At 35.8% G+C, this 15,171-nt stretch carries 21 protein-coding genes; 8 read left to right on the plus strand and 13 right to left on the minus strand.

Annotation, left to right across the window (positions count from 1 at the left end; all coding sequences use genetic code 11):
• Positions 1-75: 75 nt before the first annotated feature.
• Positions 76-924 (minus strand): non-homologous end joining protein Ku, encoded by an 849-nt coding sequence (gene ku / locus AC3A54_RS00700; RefSeq protein ID WP_487653024.1) that lies wholly within the window; start codon positions 922-924, stop codon positions 76-78.
• 127 nt (positions 925-1,051) lie between these two features.
• On the opposite strand from ku, the gene AC3A54_RS00705 reads away from it, so the two are divergent.
• Positions 1,052-2,896 carry a DNA ligase D gene (locus AC3A54_RS00705; protein ID WP_487653025.1) on the plus strand — a complete coding sequence of 615 codons (1,845 nt, stop codon included), beginning with the start codon at positions 1,052-1,054 and terminating at the stop codon, positions 2,894-2,896.
• 9 nt (positions 2,897-2,905) lie between these two features.
• Here the strand turns inward: AC3A54_RS00705 and dapF are convergent, their stop codons facing one another.
• The 7 genes from dapF to AC3A54_RS00740 all read right to left on the minus strand — a co-directional run bounded on the left by dapF (position 2,906) and on the right by AC3A54_RS00740 (position 8,162).
• Positions 2,906-3,889, minus strand: coding sequence for a diaminopimelate epimerase (dapF, locus tag AC3A54_RS00710; protein WP_487653026.1), 984 nt, complete (start codon positions 3,887-3,889; stop codon positions 2,906-2,908).
• An 81-nt stretch (positions 3,890-3,970) separates the two neighbouring features.
• A complete protein-coding gene (locus AC3A54_RS00715) occupies positions 3,971-4,762 on the minus strand; it encodes a hypothetical protein (protein ID WP_487653027.1) in 792 nt (263 codons plus the stop codon).
• Positions 4,763-4,875: 113 nt separating this feature from the next.
• Entirely contained in the window at positions 4,876-5,730 is an 855-nt protein-coding gene (locus tag AC3A54_RS00720; RefSeq protein WP_487653028.1) for a patatin-like phospholipase family protein, read from the minus strand.
• A gap of 130 nt (positions 5,731-5,860) precedes the next feature.
• Entirely contained in the window at positions 5,861-6,640 is a 780-nt protein-coding gene (locus tag AC3A54_RS00725; protein ID WP_487653029.1) for an ABC transporter permease subunit, read from the minus strand.
• On the minus strand, positions 6,637-7,545 hold the full coding sequence (locus AC3A54_RS00730; RefSeq protein WP_487653030.1) for an ABC transporter ATP-binding protein: 909 nt from the start codon (positions 7,543-7,545) through the stop codon (positions 6,637-6,639). The genes AC3A54_RS00725 and AC3A54_RS00730 overlap by 4 nt, the downstream gene beginning before the upstream one ends.
• Complete coding sequence (locus tag AC3A54_RS00735) at positions 7,545-7,742, minus strand: PLD nuclease N-terminal domain-containing protein (RefSeq protein WP_309861524.1); 198 nt, start codon at positions 7,740-7,742, stop codon at positions 7,545-7,547. Before AC3A54_RS00735 ends, AC3A54_RS00730 begins: the two co-directional genes overlap by 1 nt.
• Before the next feature lie 96 nt (positions 7,743-7,838).
• A complete protein-coding gene (locus AC3A54_RS00740; RefSeq protein WP_487653031.1) occupies positions 7,839-8,162 on the minus strand; it encodes a DUF4870 domain-containing protein in 324 nt (107 codons plus the stop codon).
• 185 nt (positions 8,163-8,347) lie between these two features.
• Between AC3A54_RS00740 and AC3A54_RS00745 the strand changes: the two genes are divergently transcribed.
• Together AC3A54_RS00745 and AC3A54_RS00750 are read left to right on the plus strand one after the other, a co-directional pair.
• Positions 8,348-9,475, plus strand: a complete 1,128-nt coding sequence (locus tag AC3A54_RS00745; protein ID WP_487653032.1) for an amidohydrolase — start codon at positions 8,348-8,350, stop codon at positions 9,473-9,475.
• Positions 9,476-9,783: 308 nt separating this feature from the next.
• Positions 9,784-10,344: a GNAT family N-acetyltransferase gene (locus tag AC3A54_RS00750; RefSeq protein ID WP_487653033.1), complete on the plus strand. Its 561-nt coding sequence runs from the start codon at positions 9,784-9,786 to the stop codon at positions 10,342-10,344.
• A 54-nt stretch (positions 10,345-10,398) separates the two neighbouring features.
• Here the strand turns inward: AC3A54_RS00750 and AC3A54_RS00755 are convergent, their stop codons facing one another.
• Together AC3A54_RS00755 and AC3A54_RS00760 are read right to left on the minus strand one after the other, a co-directional pair.
• Positions 10,399-10,557, minus strand: coding sequence for a hypothetical protein (locus AC3A54_RS00755; RefSeq protein ID WP_487653034.1), 159 nt, complete (start codon positions 10,555-10,557; stop codon positions 10,399-10,401).
• A gap of 102 nt (positions 10,558-10,659) precedes the next feature.
• Positions 10,660-11,427 (minus strand): SDR family oxidoreductase, encoded by a 768-nt coding sequence (locus AC3A54_RS00760; protein ID WP_487653035.1) that lies wholly within the window; start codon positions 11,425-11,427, stop codon positions 10,660-10,662.
• Positions 11,428-11,648: 221 nt separating this feature from the next.
• On the opposite strand from AC3A54_RS00760, the gene AC3A54_RS00765 reads away from it, so the two are divergent.
• From AC3A54_RS00765 to AC3A54_RS00780, 4 genes are all read left to right on the plus strand, one after another.
• Positions 11,649-11,891 (plus strand): spore germination protein, encoded by a 243-nt coding sequence (locus AC3A54_RS00765; RefSeq protein WP_307287127.1) that lies wholly within the window; start codon positions 11,649-11,651, stop codon positions 11,889-11,891.
• A 15-nt stretch (positions 11,892-11,906) separates the two neighbouring features.
• Positions 11,907-12,149, plus strand: a complete 243-nt coding sequence (locus tag AC3A54_RS00770; protein WP_309861500.1) for a spore germination protein — start codon at positions 11,907-11,909, stop codon at positions 12,147-12,149.
• A 22-nt stretch (positions 12,150-12,171) separates the two neighbouring features.
• Positions 12,172-12,642 carry an Hsp20/alpha crystallin family protein gene (locus tag AC3A54_RS00775; protein ID WP_420489741.1) on the plus strand — a complete coding sequence of 157 codons (471 nt, stop codon included), beginning with the start codon at positions 12,172-12,174 and terminating at the stop codon, positions 12,640-12,642.
• 99 nt (positions 12,643-12,741) lie between these two features.
• Positions 12,742-13,146, plus strand: coding sequence for a hypothetical protein (locus AC3A54_RS00780; protein WP_487653036.1), 405 nt, complete (start codon positions 12,742-12,744; stop codon positions 13,144-13,146).
• Between the two features lie 24 nt (positions 13,147-13,170).
• Here the strand turns inward: AC3A54_RS00780 and AC3A54_RS00785 are convergent, their stop codons facing one another.
• Positions 13,171-13,644, minus strand: a complete 474-nt coding sequence (locus AC3A54_RS00785) for a FixH family protein (protein ID WP_487653037.1) — start codon at positions 13,642-13,644, stop codon at positions 13,171-13,173.
• Positions 13,645-13,654: 10 nt separating this feature from the next.
• A complete protein-coding gene (locus AC3A54_RS00790) occupies positions 13,655-13,933 on the minus strand; it encodes a hypothetical protein (protein WP_487653038.1) in 279 nt (92 codons plus the stop codon).
• 96 nt (positions 13,934-14,029) lie between these two features.
• Between AC3A54_RS00790 and AC3A54_RS00795 the strand changes: the two genes are divergently transcribed.
• Complete coding sequence (locus AC3A54_RS00795; RefSeq protein ID WP_487653039.1) at positions 14,030-14,275, plus strand: DNA alkylation repair protein; 246 nt, start codon at positions 14,030-14,032, stop codon at positions 14,273-14,275.
• Between the two features lie 60 nt (positions 14,276-14,335).
• Here AC3A54_RS00795 and AC3A54_RS00800 read toward each other — a convergent pair whose 3' ends face one another.
• Entirely contained in the window at positions 14,336-15,157 is an 822-nt protein-coding gene (locus tag AC3A54_RS00800) for a hypothetical protein (RefSeq protein WP_487653040.1), read from the minus strand.
• Positions 15,158-15,171: the final 14 nt, after the last annotated feature.

A 15,171-nucleotide genomic window follows, 5' to 3' on the forward strand; every position in this document is an offset into this window, starting at 1 on the left:
AAATACAAGAACATGGATAGGCACAGAAAAAACTGACTCTTATATATAGAATCAGCCTATTGTGAATCATATATTTTATGCTTCCTTCTTTACTTTAGGCACTTTTGTTGCCTTGGTTGCTGCTTTTTTCTTAGGTGCCGCTACTTTGTTTGGCTTCGTACGGTCTATTGATGCTTGTAAAGCTGCCATTAAGTCTGTCACATTTGAAGGTACTTCTTTTGCAGCCGTAGTAACTGTCTCTTTACCAGTCCGCTTGGATTCAATTAATTCAAGAAGTGCGGTTCGATAATCATCCGTATATTTTTCAGGTTCGAAAACGGAAGTCAACTGATCAATTAATAAAATAGCTGTATCTAGTTCTTTATGTGTCACTTTATCCTCTGAAGGGACATTCGGCACATCACCAGCTTTACGAACTTCATCAGGATAATGAATTGTTTCCATCACTAATGTATTTTCATATACACGAATAACTGCAAGCTGTTCTTTTGAACGAATTATTATTTTGGCCAACCCTACTTTTTGTGATTCCTGCAATGCCTTTCGTAACAAGGAGTATGCCTTACCTCCTCCTTCATTAGGAGACATGTAATAACTTCTATCAAAATAAATCGGGTCAATTTCCTCTATTTTTACAAAATCAATAATTTCTACTGCCTTTTCCTCGTTTTCTTTTCTTAATTTTTCAAGTTCTTCTTGATCAAGAACAACAAATTTTCCCTTTGTGTATTCATATGCCTTTACGATATCCTCCGGTTTCACTTCTTCTTCACAAACGGAGCAAATTTTTTCATATTTAATTGGGGCATGACATTTGTTATGCAAGGTGCGAAGCTTTATGTCTTTATCTTCTGTTGCCGTATGGAGCTTGATGGGGATATTAACAAGTCCAAAACTGATACTTCCCTTCCACATCGTATGCATAAATCATTCTCCATTCTTTTTGTTTTTATTTTGTGTTTCTTCGTTTCTTACATTCATAAAAACAATTGGAAAAGGATGAAGAAACTAAAATTGTAACAAAATAATAAAAAAGAGAGGACGAACTGATATGAAGCCGATGCTGCCTAGTTTGACTTTTGAACTGCCCGTTCGTCCCGATTGGGTGTACGAGGTGAAATACGACGGTTTTCGTGCCATTTTAGACTGGACCTCCAAGGGGATTGAGCTAACAAGCAGAAATGGGAAGACCCTTTTACCTCAATTTCCTGAAATAAAGGAGTTTTTATTGAAACATGAAGAACAATTTAAACCATATCTCCCTCTTCGTTTAGATGGAGAACTTGTATCACTAGAAAATACGCACAAAGCAAATTTTTCGGCTATCCAAGTTCGTGGCCGATTAAAATCTGAAAAAAAAATCAATGACCAAGCTACACGCTTTCCTTGTCGCCTAATGGTCTTTGATTTATTGCTCCTTCGCGGAAATCCTATTTCTATTCAACCATTAGAAAAACGAAAAGAAGAATTAAGGAATTTATTTATCATCATGGGTTTTGACTTAGATTCCGACCCGTATAATGACCAATTACTTCAATTTGTAAATGCATATGAGAATTTTAATGAACTTTGGGAGAAAATTATCTTATATGATGGTGAAGGAATTATTGCTAAGTATAAAAAAAGCCAATGGGAGGAAGGAAAACGATCTATACAATGGTTGAAGTATAAAAACTGGAAATATGTCAACTGTTTCATCACAACTTTTGATAAAACAAATGGATATTTTTATGTTGGTGTATATAGGGATGAAAAGGTTTATAGTGTAGGGCAAGTCCTATTCGGATTTAAACCTGAGGAAAAAAAGGCACTGCAACAAACAATTAAGCAAAATATGATACGTGAAGATGCACAGTTTATTTATGTCGAACCTGCTATCTGTCTTGAAGTGAAGTATTTGGAACTATACGATAACCAGCTCCGTGAACCTCATTTTGACCGTTTTCGCTTTGAAATTGAACCATCTTCTTGCACATATGAACGATTTATTTTTGCACAAAAGAACTTACCAGCAGACCTTGAGATTACCCATCCAGATAAACCACTCTGGGAGAAACTGGCGATTCAAAAAGCAGATTATATCCTGTACTTACGGGAAATTTCCCCGTATATGCTGCCATTTTTAAAAAACCGGTTATTAACAGTCATTCGGTATCCTCACGGAATGTTCGGTGAAGCTTTTTATCAAAAGAACTGTCCTGAGTATGCACCTGAATTTGTACAAACCTTTACTTCAGAAGGAATTGACTACATACTTTGCAATAATTTAAAAACTCTCGTTTGGCTTGGTAACCAGCTTGCCATTGAATTCCATATCCCTTTTCAAACAACCAATAGCAAGGGCCCAAGTGAAATTGTTTTTGATTTAGATCCTCCTTCAAAGGACTACTTCCATTTAGCCATAAGAGCCGCCCTCTTTATAAAAGAAGTTCTTGATCAATTAAATTTAATTGGGTTTATTAAAACCTCTGGAAATAAGGGTTTACAAATTTATCTTCCCTTGCCGGAGAACACATACTCCTATGAGGATACGAGACTCTTTACCAGCTTTATTGCAGACTACTTGATTTCAAAGGATCCCGACTCCTTTACCATTGAAAGAATGAAGAAAAATCGGGGAAATCGCCTCTATGTAGACTATGTTCAGCATAGTGAGGGCAAGACCATTGTTGCTCCCTATTCTATGAGAGGGAATGAGCATGGTGGGGTAGCGACACCACTTTACTGGGAGGAAGTAGATGAAAGTCTACAGCTGATTTCCTTTAACATGGAAAATGCCCTAAAACGTATACGAGAGCAAGGAGACCCTTTTAATGATTACTTCCAAACCAAACAACTTCAACCGTTTGGACCGGTACTTGAGTTTTTAAAAAAAGGTATAGTAAAAAAAGGATAAGGAGAGCCCTTATCCTTTCATGTTATTCTCTATAAATTGTTGCGCTTGTTTTTGAAGCTTCTCATAGGTCCTTTGTTCGGAAAATTCATTCCTAATTTTGGTTGAAAATAATGCATTACCAAGATCAACTGTAACCTCAGTCTTGTATAGATAAGTTGCATTTCCTATTAAATCTATCGTGTATTTTCCTTCCTTTTCATGGACAACACACTGGACCTTACCTCCATTATTATAAACCTGTATGACCTCTTCTAATGTATTTAAACCTGTTAAACACGTCACAAGTGAGGACGCAGACATAGCCGTACCACAAGCATTAGTAAACCCTACACCTCGTTCGTATGTTCTAACATAAATGGAACCTGGTTCCAAGGATTTGACAAAACTGACATTTACTCCGTCTGGGAACAAATGATTCGGTCCATTTACTCTCTCACTTAGGTTCTTTTGCAGGTCCCCTTGTATTTGTTCTGTTTCTACAATTGTAATTAAATGTGGGTTAGGAACCGCAAGTGCAGTAAACCTCAACTCATCAGAAAGTTCTTCTATTCGCTCATTAAAAAGAGTTGGTTTTTCTAAATTTAACGGTAAAGCTGATAAATTGAACAATACAGGGGAAATTTCCACTTGATAGGTATTTATATTTGGAAATAAATCATTTTGTTTACAAACCCTTAAATTTGCTTTCATTGTTTCTATAACTGCTTCATTTAAGCCGAGTAATTCACATATATATCTCGCAACAAGACGTAATCCATTGCCGCACATAGATGCTTCCGAACCGTCCGCGTTAAATACACGCATTCTCCCATCAGCATGGTCGCTCTTCATAACAAAAAGTATTCCATCTGCACCTAAATCAGTATTTCTATTACAAAGCACCTGTGCCATTTTAGCCCGTTCACTTTCAGTAAATGAATATTCATTGGATATCTCATCGATAATCAGGAAATCATTGCCCGACCCATGACCTTTTATTAGTTCAATTTGCACTGTATATCCCCCACTTGAAGATGTAAATTTGTTTAATATATCATATCAAACATTAGTAATGAGGGAAACCATCTGACTCCTTTATCTCTCAATAAAGTATTCATTAATTAATAACGACATTTTTAACAGCTTGTCCTTTTCTGAAAGAACCTCTTTAAAGGAAAGTACAGGAGTATTGGGATCTGGGAATAATGGACTCCACGATACCGGCATCCAACCTCTTCGAAGTCTTCCTAGTTGATGATGACTATGATCTAAAACCTTTTCATCCATAAAAGTAGTAGCTCCTTGGATAAAGCCAATCGTTTTTCCTGCTTGATCCAAAAATTCTTTTTTATATTTTAGAAAACCGTTCTTTTCTCGTTTAAAGCATCCCAAATATGTCAGCTGTTCATCATATACTTCTATCTTTAGAACGCTTCCTCCCTTTACTTTATAGAATCCAATGGGTTCTTCCTCCGAATTGTAAAGTACATACATTTTTCTAAACTTAATCCTATCCAACCACTTTCCATCATGTTTTTTAAGAACACCTGCTAAGTGACCGTCAGGAAAATAAAGAGATAAACGTACTGTAGGTGTACTCATGTAAAATACTAAAAGATTCCTAGCAGAGGCTATAGAGTAAGATCTGTACTTAGACTTAGCTTCTCCCATATGTCTGCTAATTGAAATGGATTGCTTTAGTCTAAATAGACAGAATTGAAATGAGATCAAACTATAAATAAGAAATGGAATGGTTAATAACATAACTTCATTACTTTTAAAAAAAGAGAGATTGCCTGCCACGATTATGATGGCTGGTACTAGAGCTGCAATACTACCATTTAAGTTTATATTGGCTGTATCTCGGTAATATTCATGTATTTTCATTAAGATAACTCCTTATCAGTTCTCTTATACTAGTTTATTTACTAGACTGCAAAAAAATGATAGAAGTTTTCATATAAATGAGAAAAGAGAAGTGCCTTCTAGGGACACTTCTCTTACATTTCAATATATTGACGTATGGATGACATAGATGCTTTGGCGTCCTCATACCCTTGATGATACAACGCTTCTAACCTTGTTGGGTTTCTTTCCATTCTCCCTACCGTTAATGGTTGTAAAGGGCGAATGATAAGGACGTTTCCAGCTTTCTCTTCTTTTTCTAAAAAGGAGAGTGTTTCATTGTATATTTGATATCGATTTCTTAAGGACTGTTGTAAGCCTTTATATTCCGGATACTTACGGTCCACAAGAAAGTGAAACTTGGAAGGTTTCTTTAAATATCCTTCATTTCTTGTAAGGATGACAATATTCTTTTTAAAACCATCCTCTTGAGCTTTTTTAATAGGAATAGGGTCACTTATTCCCCCATCAAGCAGGACCTTGTCTTTAAACCGAACTTCAGGGGCTATAAATGGCAAGGAGCTCGATGCCCGTAATACGGTAAGAAGATCCTTATCATAATCTTGCTTCTTAAAATAGACAGGCTCTCCCGTTAGGCAGTCTGTCGTCCCTACAACAAATTCAGAAGGATTTTTGTAGAATTCATCATAATGGTATGGAACATGTTTATTGGGAATCTCATCAAAAATAAAATCCATTCCAAAAAACTGACGGTTTTTAAAATAATTTTGCCATGAAATATACCTTGGGTCCGCTGCATACTTTATCGTTACTGTTTTATTTCTCCCTTTTTGCTTTGACAAATAAGAGGCCGCATTACAAGCACCAGCTGATACACCAATAACATAAGGGAAAAATAATTCTTGTTCTAAGAAATATTCAAGGATCCCAGCGGTATAAACCCCACGCATCCCGCCACCTTCTAAAACCAAGCCGACTTGATTGAACATGGTTGCTTCGTCCTTTCTCTTTACCTTTGCAAATTCCAATAATAGTCATTATAGACCATGAAAGAATTTTTGCCTAACGAAAAGACTTCTAAATAAAATTGTTAGAATCAAATGCAACAAGAGCTTACCACTAGACGGCAAGCTCTTTTTTTCTGAAAACATATACACTTAAAAATAATAGAATAATGATACAAGAGATGGCAGTTAAACTTGCTGGTAAAGTATAATCTGAAAATCCTTTATGCATAAGTACTTCATTAGCATAACTTGTTAGTTGAGCTGGACTCCATTCCAAACGATTAGATAAGGTACTGCTAACTAGACTGATAACAATTACAACTGCCAATGAACTGAAAGCAGCAATCCCTGGCGTTAAGAGTAAAGCACTAAAGAACAACGTAATTGTTATGACAACTGTAAGCCATAAACCGTATAGTAAAAACGATTGGAAAAAGCTTGCAAACGATATCCAGTCAAATAAAATACCAGTGTAATACCAAGTAGCCAAGTAACCCATGAAGAAAGAAAACCATATTAAAAGTAGAGCACCCATCCATTTGGAAGTTATAAAGGAAAGATAGGAAACAGGTTTCACTAGAATCATAGCAGCGACTCCACTTTTTCTTTCAGCAGCAATAATCCCCATAGTAGTCAGAACAATAATTAATACACCGAGAGAGGTGTATTCTCCAAGACTTTGAATTAATACCTCAGCTGCAGAAGGTGTTGGAATTTCGACCTTAGCTCCCTCAGGAAGACCTCCAAATGAGTCAAGGATTTGCTCCATATAATAAGATGTTAAAGGTTTTTGAACGCCAAGTAGGATAAAAGTTATCGGTACCCAAATCCATTTAAAATTTCTCCACATTTCCAGCATTTCTTTTTGCAGCAAAATCATCCATTGGTTCATTTCCCCACCACCTTCATAAACACATCTTCGAGGGTCATACTACTAATCTCAAACTTTTCAAGGGGGAGATTATGATCAGAAATTAACTTTAAAAATGCCGACCTGGCAAGAACTAAATTTTCAACATAAATGCTCATCTTATTGCCTTCGTTCATAACAGAGTGTGTTACCACATGGGTTGAAAAAAATGAGGCATATTCCTCTGCTTTACCTTTAAAATACAAATCAATCTTAGCTTGCTGATAACGTTCACGTAATTCTGACATGGACCCAGCTTCAACAATTTCCCCTTTATGTAAAAACAGAACTTCGTCACACACTTCTTCAGCATCACTTAATATATGGGTAGAAAATAGAATAGTAGTTTCTTTTCTTAATCCCTCAATAAGATCTAATACCTCTCTCCTGCCAATTGGATCTAATGCAGAAACAGGTTCATCCAGCATGATGAGCTGAGGACGATGGATTAAAGCCTGAGCAATTCCGAGCCTTTGCTTCATCCCTCCAGAATATTTACCTACTCTTCTATTTTTCGCCTCTACTATTCCTACCAGCTCTAAAAGTTCATTTGACCGCTCCTTGGCCTCTTTACCTGTTAATCCTGCCAATTTCCCTGTATATGACAAAAATTCTAATCCAGTCATCCATTCGTAAAACACAGGAAATTGCGGTAGATAACCAATTAAATGACGTATGTCTTCTCCTTTTTTAGCGTCACTAAAGATAATTGATCCCTCTGTTGGCCTCATTAAACCTGAAAGCATCCTAAGTGTCGTGGTTTTCCCTGCCCCGTTTGGACCTAATAGGGCAATACATTTCCCTTTTTCTAGTGTAAAATTCAGCCCCTTAATTACTTTCGTCCCTTGGAAACTCTTTTTCAACCCACTTATTTGGACAAGAGACATCAGTTATTTCTCCTTCCAATCACAAAATAAAGAATCGGTCCAATTATATTTACGAACAAGATGATAATTACCCATAACCATTTCGGTCCCTTGGTTTGATCGATCCTAACCAGATCTATGATTGCAACAACAATTAAAATAAGCTGGATAATCAAGATTGGTGCAATAATCGGAAGATTACTTACGATAGAATCCATTCTTATTTCTCCCTTCCATAGTTTCTTCATTTCATAAGACTATTGTACTATAAACGCAATATAAACCCGACAAAAAATTTTGCCGGGCAGACCTTTTTATTTAATTAATCTGAATATTAGCGGGAATCGGTACTCATTTCCTTCATAAGCTTTTATAGCCGCAATAATTGTATATACAAGTAGCATTATTCCTAAGATCGGAGTGGTCACAAATCCTACAAGAATGATCATTAATAATCCACTAATGATAAAGTAAACTGTATAAGAAATTAAGAAGTTAAAATATTCTTTGCCATGATAATCAATAAATGAAGACTGATCCTTCTTTATCAACCAAATGATTAATGGAGCCAAAACTGGAAAAAATAAACTTAAAACATAGATACCAGCAGCCAATAACCTTTCTTCACTTTGAGCCATTTTCTTTTCCCCCAATTGGAAATATTTAATCTTACCTTATTATTTACGCTTCATCCTTCTAAATGTTTCAAAAATCATAAGAAATCGGAAAAATATAATAATACTAACAATTTCCTGCTTTTCCTTAGGCACATATGTTGCTAAAATAGATAAAATACATTATCACCTAGAAGAAAGGTTCTATTATGATGAAAATACTATTAAAAAACGCAACTATTCATCCAATTACCACCAATCCCATTCAATCAGGGGATGTGCTGATTGAAAACGGTAAAATTAAAAAAGTGGGTTTGAATATCAAAACAGATTCTAGTGTTAAAATTATTGATTGTCATCAGCACTTTCTTTTTCCTGGCTTTATTGATGTGCATACCCATTTAGGTCTATATGATGAAGGAACTGGCTGGGCTGGAAATGATGCTAATGAAACTGCTGAAGCTTTAACACCCCATATTAGGGCTATGGATGGGGTATATCCATTAGACCAGGCGTTTACCGATGCAGTTAAAAGCGGAATAACAACCGTACATGTCATGCCAGGAAGTGCAAACGTCATTGGCGGGACTACCTCTGTAATTAAAACAACAGGTAAAAATATTAAGAAAATGATTGTACAGGAAGTGGCAGGATTAAAAATTGCTTTAGGAGAAAATCCAAAGCGGATACACAGTCAAGGAAATAATGATTCCATAACTAGAATGGGGATTATGGGGATGCTAAGAGAGGCTTTTTATAAAGCTTTTCATTCTGATACCCCAGAGGATCTTAGAACGGCTCCAATTGTTATGGCACTTAAAAGGGAGATTCCTGTAAGAATTCATGCTCACCGTGCCGATGATATTATTTCTGCCCTTCGCTTTGCTGAGGAGTTTAATTTGGATTTACGAATAGAACATTGCACAGAAGGTCATTTAATTGCTAATGAGCTATCCGATTTAAATCTAAAAGTTTCTGTGGGTCCAACTTTAACTCGTAGGTCTAAGGTTGAATTAAAGAACAAAACATGGAAAACATATCAAGAGTTAACCAACCATGGTGTAGAAGTATCCATTACAACAGACCATCCCTATACACCTATACAATATTTAAATATTTGTGCAGGGATTGCTGTACGGGAAGGATTATCTGAACAAAAGGCCCTTGAAGGTATCACTATTCTTCCAGCAAAGAACTTAAAAATAGACCAAAGTGTAGGAAGTATTGAAGTAGGGAAGGATGCCGATTTAGTCCTTTGGAGCCATCATCCTTTCCATTACTTAGCAAAGCCGAAATGGACGATGATTGGTGGAGAAATAGTGTATTCAGAAACGTAGAATTTTGTTGAAAATTGGTAAAAAATATTATCGAAATTCCACCAAAAAAACTATTCCTTTTTTTCTTTTTTTCTTGTATCATACTCTAAGTGAGTCCATTTAGGACTGAAGAATTTTGGGGGTTTTTTCATAAATCCATTAACAAAAAAAATGATATAGGGAAGGCAAATGGTGCGCCACCAGTTTTACTGGTTCTAGTGGGTTCGATTCCCACCCCGAAATTTTTTAAGTAACTTTATAAAAAATTTCGAGGGTGGGCCGCTTCTTCTTCTGACATGGGATCGGTATGCCCTAATGGAGGGATATTCATGCTTAAAAAACGTGATCTTCATGACAGCCACACATTATACGAATTAATGACGCACCCAGATGTCTTCCCTTTTGTACGTCATAAAGCTGATTCATATGAAGAATTCTTATTTATTACAAAACAAACGATTGAAGCTGAAGAGCGCGGTGAATTAATCTCAAGAACGATTCTTGATGAATGGGGTACGCCGATTGGTACCATTAATTTATTTGATATTGAAGATAACGCTGGGTTTTTAGGCACATGGCTTGGGAAACCTTACCATGGAAAAGGATACAATAGCCCAGCTAAAGACGCCTTTTTCAACGAGCTTTTTTACGAAGTAGGAATTGAAACTGTTTTTATGCGTATTCGAAAGGTAAATGTTCGCTCATTAAAAGCAGCAGAAAAACTACCTTATGTAGTGAAAGCTAACGAGACAAGAAAAACAATTTATGAACAATTAAATGCTAGTGGCGATATATACGATTTATACGAGATACCAAAAGATTTATACACTTTATATCATTTGCGCAATGGCCTATCACAAACAGACGACCAACAATTATTGGAAGCATAAAAGCAATCGGTTCAATCCCGATTGCTTTTTTTTTTACTTATTTTAGTAATGATATTAGTCCGTCACGTTTTGCTCTATCGTTTCATTCACATCAGTTAAACCCATTTGGAGCATAAAGTCTTCTAATTCCTCATTTGTTAATGTTTCAAAGCGGCCATCATGAAAAAATACTTGTGTTTGATTTGGATTAATTCTATTTATATTAAAACTCATATTCTGTGCTCCTTTCATGGATGATTACTTTCTATTATCCACAAAAGGAATTGTTTTCATTCCCGAAAATCAAATTGTTCTAAAAATTTGGTTATCAGAAATTTATGATTTTGATACCTTTCCTAATACATCCACCCCACCTGTGACTGGAATAATACTCCCTGTAATAAAATCAGACTTTTCATCTGTTAAAAAGGCAATGACTCTTGCAACGTCCTCCCCAGTTCCCTGCCTGCCAATTAATCCATTATTAGCTTCATAAGACTCTTTAATATTGCTTACTTTCCACTCATTTGTAATATCTCCAGGACAAACCATATTAGCAGTTATTCCGAATTCTGCTTCTTCGATTGCAATTGTCCTAGTTAAAGAGGCCAATCCTGCCTTTGCTGCCGCAAAAGCTGAACGATAAATCCAACCAGGTGTTGTTTCAACTCGATCATAACCTAAGGTAACAATTCTTCCCCATTTTTGTTTACGCATGGAAGGAATAACTAATTTCGACAAACAGAAAACTGACGTTAAGTTCCCACTTAATAGATAATTCCATTCTTCAGATGAATATTCAGTCAACTTTTTTCTTTCATGTATGTAGGGTCCAGCATTATGTATTAAGACATCAATGGAAGTAAAGAAGGAAAAAGCTTCACTTACTATACGATGACAATCCTCTTCTTTAGCTACATCCCCCTGAACAACTATATTTTTTGTCCCATAGTTTTCGTTCAGATGCTTTACTAATGATAGAGCCTCTGATTCACTATTTCGGTAGTTGATCACAAGCTGATATCCATTTTCCGCAAGATGCTCTGCCGTTTTTTTGCCAATACCAGATGCTCCTCCTGTAATCAAAGCCGTTTTCTTTTTCACGAACATTACCTCTCTATTTTAGAATCCTTCTCTATACTATATGTTAAAAAGATTCAATTATATATGCAAATAATAAACTTTGGAGAATGTAACCCGATTCGATATGGGATTATCATAAGAAGTAATAACGGATGGGCAATCAATTGCATAGTATGAGGTAACAACCAAAGCGGAGCCCCGAGATTGTGCTCCAATGGAAAACTAAAAAAGGATGTGACAGGATGCAGACTGTAATAAATATTTTTAGTCTCAAAATAAACAGTGTATCTAACAACGGGTCTGTCAACATCGGTGAAGCCCTTCATAATGCGCATACTGCCAATCAGAAATCACAAGGACAAAATGCATCCTTTGGAGATTTTGCCCCTCCTACTGCAGCCATGGAAAATGTATTTATTGATCCGGATGTAAATGATATGGGGGATATTGCAAATCCAGCAAACGTTGTTTCTAATCAAATGTAAAAGGACTGAAAATCCATGCCTTTTCAAATAAATATTTTTAATATCAAAACGAATTCCTTAAATAACAATGCCAATATCTCTTTAGGGCCCGCAGTCCATAATAGCCATACTGCAAATACAAAATGGGTAGGAACAAACATGGCACTTGGAGATTTTTCTCCAAGCACTTCTTTTTCAACAAATGGAGTTGCGGATACAGATATAAGTGATCAGGACCAAATTCTGAACCCATCCTCACCGATTACTAATCAATTTTAACAAACTGAAAGGATGAAATGTGATGTTCCCTTGGAATATTTTCCCCTTCAATAAGGATATGAAAGACAAAATGCAGAAAATGAAGCCTGAGGAAATTGATAACTATGTACAGGATTTATTGGGGAAAATCATGCCTTCAAATATGCGCGGAATGAATCCTCAAGACTTTTTTAGTGGGGTTCAATCATCCGTTCAACAACCGGCAGCAACAGGAGGATTGAATTCTACAGCCTTCGAAACACATGATTTTGTCTTCGTTCGTATACCGATCAAACATGATGAATGGATAAAAAATCTTCGTATTTACCATACAACAAATCAGCTGATTGTTGAACATATCCCACAGCATGACGATAAACATGTCATTACCCTGCCAGCCATTGTGAGAAAAAAGGGAGCAGCTGCCAACTATAAAGATAATATGCTTGAGGTAAAAATCCCTAAAAATATTGATATGCAATATTCCCAAATCGACGTCACAGAAATTTTGTAAACGTCTTTTTTTTTGCATGTTTCTTATAAAGTTAAATATGATGAAAGTAGGTCCCCTTCATCTTACCTTTCATATTCCAATTCTGAATAGAGGGTTTATATGCGATTCTTCTTTCGCTTATTTAAAGTAAATAAAAAATTGACACTGAGAATAACAGAATTGGAAAAAAAGCTCTCTTTCTTAGAAGCGTCTATAAATGAATTTCAGCATACGGCAGAACCAGAAAGCAATAGTCCACCTACAAACTCAAAGGAAAGAGAAAGCCCTCCAACCATTTTAATTGAGCAATTAAAAGTAGATCAAATAGTTATTCACAATGTAGATTACGCCAACAACTTCGGACAATTAGGAATTAAGGAATTATCAGGGCGATTAAATATTGGAACCAACTATGAAGGAGAACTTTTAGATAAAATTAGCCAAAAGGTAAATGAAAAACTAAATGATAAGCTTGGGAGCAAAGCTAAAGTGAATTTAAGAGCAAAAAAAGAGGAAGATTCATAAAAAACAGCCCCAAGAGGCTGTTTTTTAATTATGATTTTCTTGTTCCTTTTGATCCATTTCCATTCCATCCATCGAATCTTTTACATCTGCATCTTCTGGTTCACTCGGTGTTCCAACGATGAATTCCTTTTTAGGCATATTATGCATATCTCTTGCGGTGACATGAGAGATAATATAGTATGTCCCTTCTTGCTGGAAGGCCTTTTCCAGACTATAGACACCATCCTTTGGGTTTTTAATTTCTACTTTTTCATGTTTTTCATCTTTTGAACGCCAAATCTCAAATATGACATCATCCGCGTCATTAACCATTTCCTTACCTTGTGTAACTTTTGCATTGAATGTTATTGGTTCATTAATCTCTCCCTTTTCGGGATTAACAGTCAAGTCTACATCTAGCATTTGAGGCTGTACTGAATGATTTTCATGTTGATTACTACAGGCTGCCATAAGGCTTAAAATTAAAACTGAAATAAAAACCAATACAAGTTTTTTCATCTTTCTCCCCCTAACTGATCGTTTCCATAATTTCCATGTGAATTTTTATTAATGCTACTTTTGTTGAATCGGAGACTGAAGAATTTATTATCCTTTTTATCGCAAAAAAGTATTTTTCGTACTTATTTTTTCTGATTCTTGGATGTGAGTTTTCATCTAGCAGCTCTCGTTTAATTGCTTCGGTTAATAATTCTTCGCTACTGCATTCTCCTTTATGTAATAATCGGTTATTCCAAATAGAACGGTACTCCTCTAATAATTGATCGAAATTTTCCAACTCTTGCTGCAACTCTATTCCTCCTTTAGCCTTCAATTGCATTGTTACATATTTACTAACATTATTGCAAAAAATAGATTTTAACAATTTATAGAAAGGAGAAAAGCAATGACAACCCCATTTAAATGCCCAAGTTGCAAAACGAATCGAAGTCGTTTTAATATCATTCAGCAAGTATCCCATTCGGTAAAGCTAGATCCTCAGTCTGGAGAAGTGGTTCGTGAATACGAGGAAAGCACTCTAGAACCATTTCATCTCCCCTACAATGGACCAGACTACCGAGTTCAATGCGGAGCCTGCGGGTTAATTGAAGATGAGCGAACGTTCATTAAGTTTGGTGAACAACCTAGATAATTTTCACATAATAAAAACACCTTTATTTGAGGCAATCCTCATATAAAGGTGTTTTTTTATCTATGGGAGATTGTTCTTAGTTAAAAAATGCTCTGAATCCACTTTCCAGGCATCTGATGGTGAAAAGCGAACTAAATGAATCGTTTCTCTATAGGTTTGTCTTCCCCTATTTTTTATGTACCAATCAACTTCAACTGGAACATCCAAACTTATTTCGCTTACTAAATCCTCTGCTGGTAGACGTTCCATTCGAGCTAATCTAATATTTTCGACTAATTTAAATACTGATCTCCACTTATTCTTTTGCAAAGAAATTTGTGAGGTAATTCTTGTATCATGTTGTTTTATACCTGCAATATAGGCGTCAATTACGTCATAAGGATTTGCTTTCCCCAAGTATTCATTTAATTTTCCAGATGCTTTTAAGATCATCAGCATATGTGATAAATCCATGGAATTTGTTCGATGAGTCGTACTACCATAAAAGTGAATGCAAAAATGACCAGGAAAATTATTTTTAAGCGCACCTGCTCCATGGGGCATTCCATGCATCGATGCTCCAATCCACTGATTCTTATGGATAACAATTATAGCCCGTCGTTTCCAGCTCCATTTACCCCCATATATTTTTTTCATTATTTTCGTATCCCTTGGGGTTAACGGCTGTACATCCGCATGGTGACTACCTGCTCGCCTTTGCACATGAAATTGTTTTCCGGTCTCTACATCGAGGACAATAAATTTTGAGTACTTTGGTAAGATTTGATTGACTTCATCCCAATTTAACATTTCAATTTTATAGTCAATATCAGATTGAGCAAGAACCCTTTGTCCATTAAAGAGGATATAGAGTAATATTAAAATACTAGCTGCCTTCTTCAATTGAAATCCCCCTT

The organism is Neobacillus sp. Soil_C_43 (genome assembly GCF_057656715.1).

Bases quoted from the DNA above. Each gene is read 5' to 3' on its own strand.
- AC3A54_RS00725 (WP_487653029.1), bottom strand. From the start codon at position 6,640: ATGAACCAATGGATGATTTTGCTGCAAAAAGAAATGCTGGAAATGTGG.
- AC3A54_RS00730 (WP_487653030.1), bottom strand. From the start codon at position 7,545: ATGTCTCTTGTCCAAATAAGTGGGTTGAAAAAGAGTTTCCAAGGGACG.
- AC3A54_RS00740 (WP_487653031.1), bottom strand. From the start codon at position 8,162: ATGGCTCAAAGTGAAGAAAGGTTATTGGCTGCTGGTATCTATGTTTTA.
- AC3A54_RS00795 (WP_487653039.1), top strand. From the start codon at position 14,030: ATGACAACCCCATTTAAATGCCCAAGTTGCAAAACGAATCGAAGTCGT.
- AC3A54_RS00775 (WP_420489741.1), top strand. From the start codon at position 12,172: ATGTTCCCTTGGAATATTTTCCCCTTCAATAAGGATATGAAAGACAAA.
- AC3A54_RS00720 (WP_487653028.1), bottom strand. From the start codon at position 5,730: ATGTTCAATCAAGTCGGCTTGGTTTTAGAAGGTGGCGGGATGCGTGGG.
- ku (WP_487653024.1), bottom strand. From the start codon at position 924: ATGCATACGATGTGGAAGGGAAGTATCAGTTTTGGACTTGTTAATATC.
- AC3A54_RS00770 (WP_309861500.1), top strand. From the start codon at position 11,907: ATGCCTTTTCAAATAAATATTTTTAATATCAAAACGAATTCCTTAAAT.
- AC3A54_RS00785 (WP_487653037.1), bottom strand. From the start codon at position 13,644: ATGAAAAAACTTGTATTGGTTTTTATTTCAGTTTTAATTTTAAGCCTT.
- AC3A54_RS00765 (WP_307287127.1), top strand. From the start codon at position 11,649: ATGCAGACTGTAATAAATATTTTTAGTCTCAAAATAAACAGTGTATCT.
- AC3A54_RS00745 (WP_487653032.1), top strand. From the start codon at position 8,348: ATGATGAAAATACTATTAAAAAACGCAACTATTCATCCAATTACCACC.
- AC3A54_RS00705 (WP_487653025.1), top strand. From the start codon at position 1,052: ATGAAGCCGATGCTGCCTAGTTTGACTTTTGAACTGCCCGTTCGTCCC.
- AC3A54_RS00780 (WP_487653036.1), top strand. From the start codon at position 12,742: ATGCGATTCTTCTTTCGCTTATTTAAAGTAAATAAAAAATTGACACTG.
- AC3A54_RS00715 (WP_487653027.1), bottom strand. From the start codon at position 4,762: ATGAAAATACATGAATATTACCGAGATACAGCCAATATAAACTTAAAT.
- AC3A54_RS00750 (WP_487653033.1), top strand. From the start codon at position 9,784: ATGCTTAAAAAACGTGATCTTCATGACAGCCACACATTATACGAATTA.
- AC3A54_RS00735 (WP_309861524.1), bottom strand. From the start codon at position 7,742: ATGGATTCTATCGTAAGTAATCTTCCGATTATTGCACCAATCTTGATT.
- AC3A54_RS00755 (WP_487653034.1), bottom strand. From the start codon at position 10,557: ATGAGTTTTAATATAAATAGAATTAATCCAAATCAAACACAAGTATTT.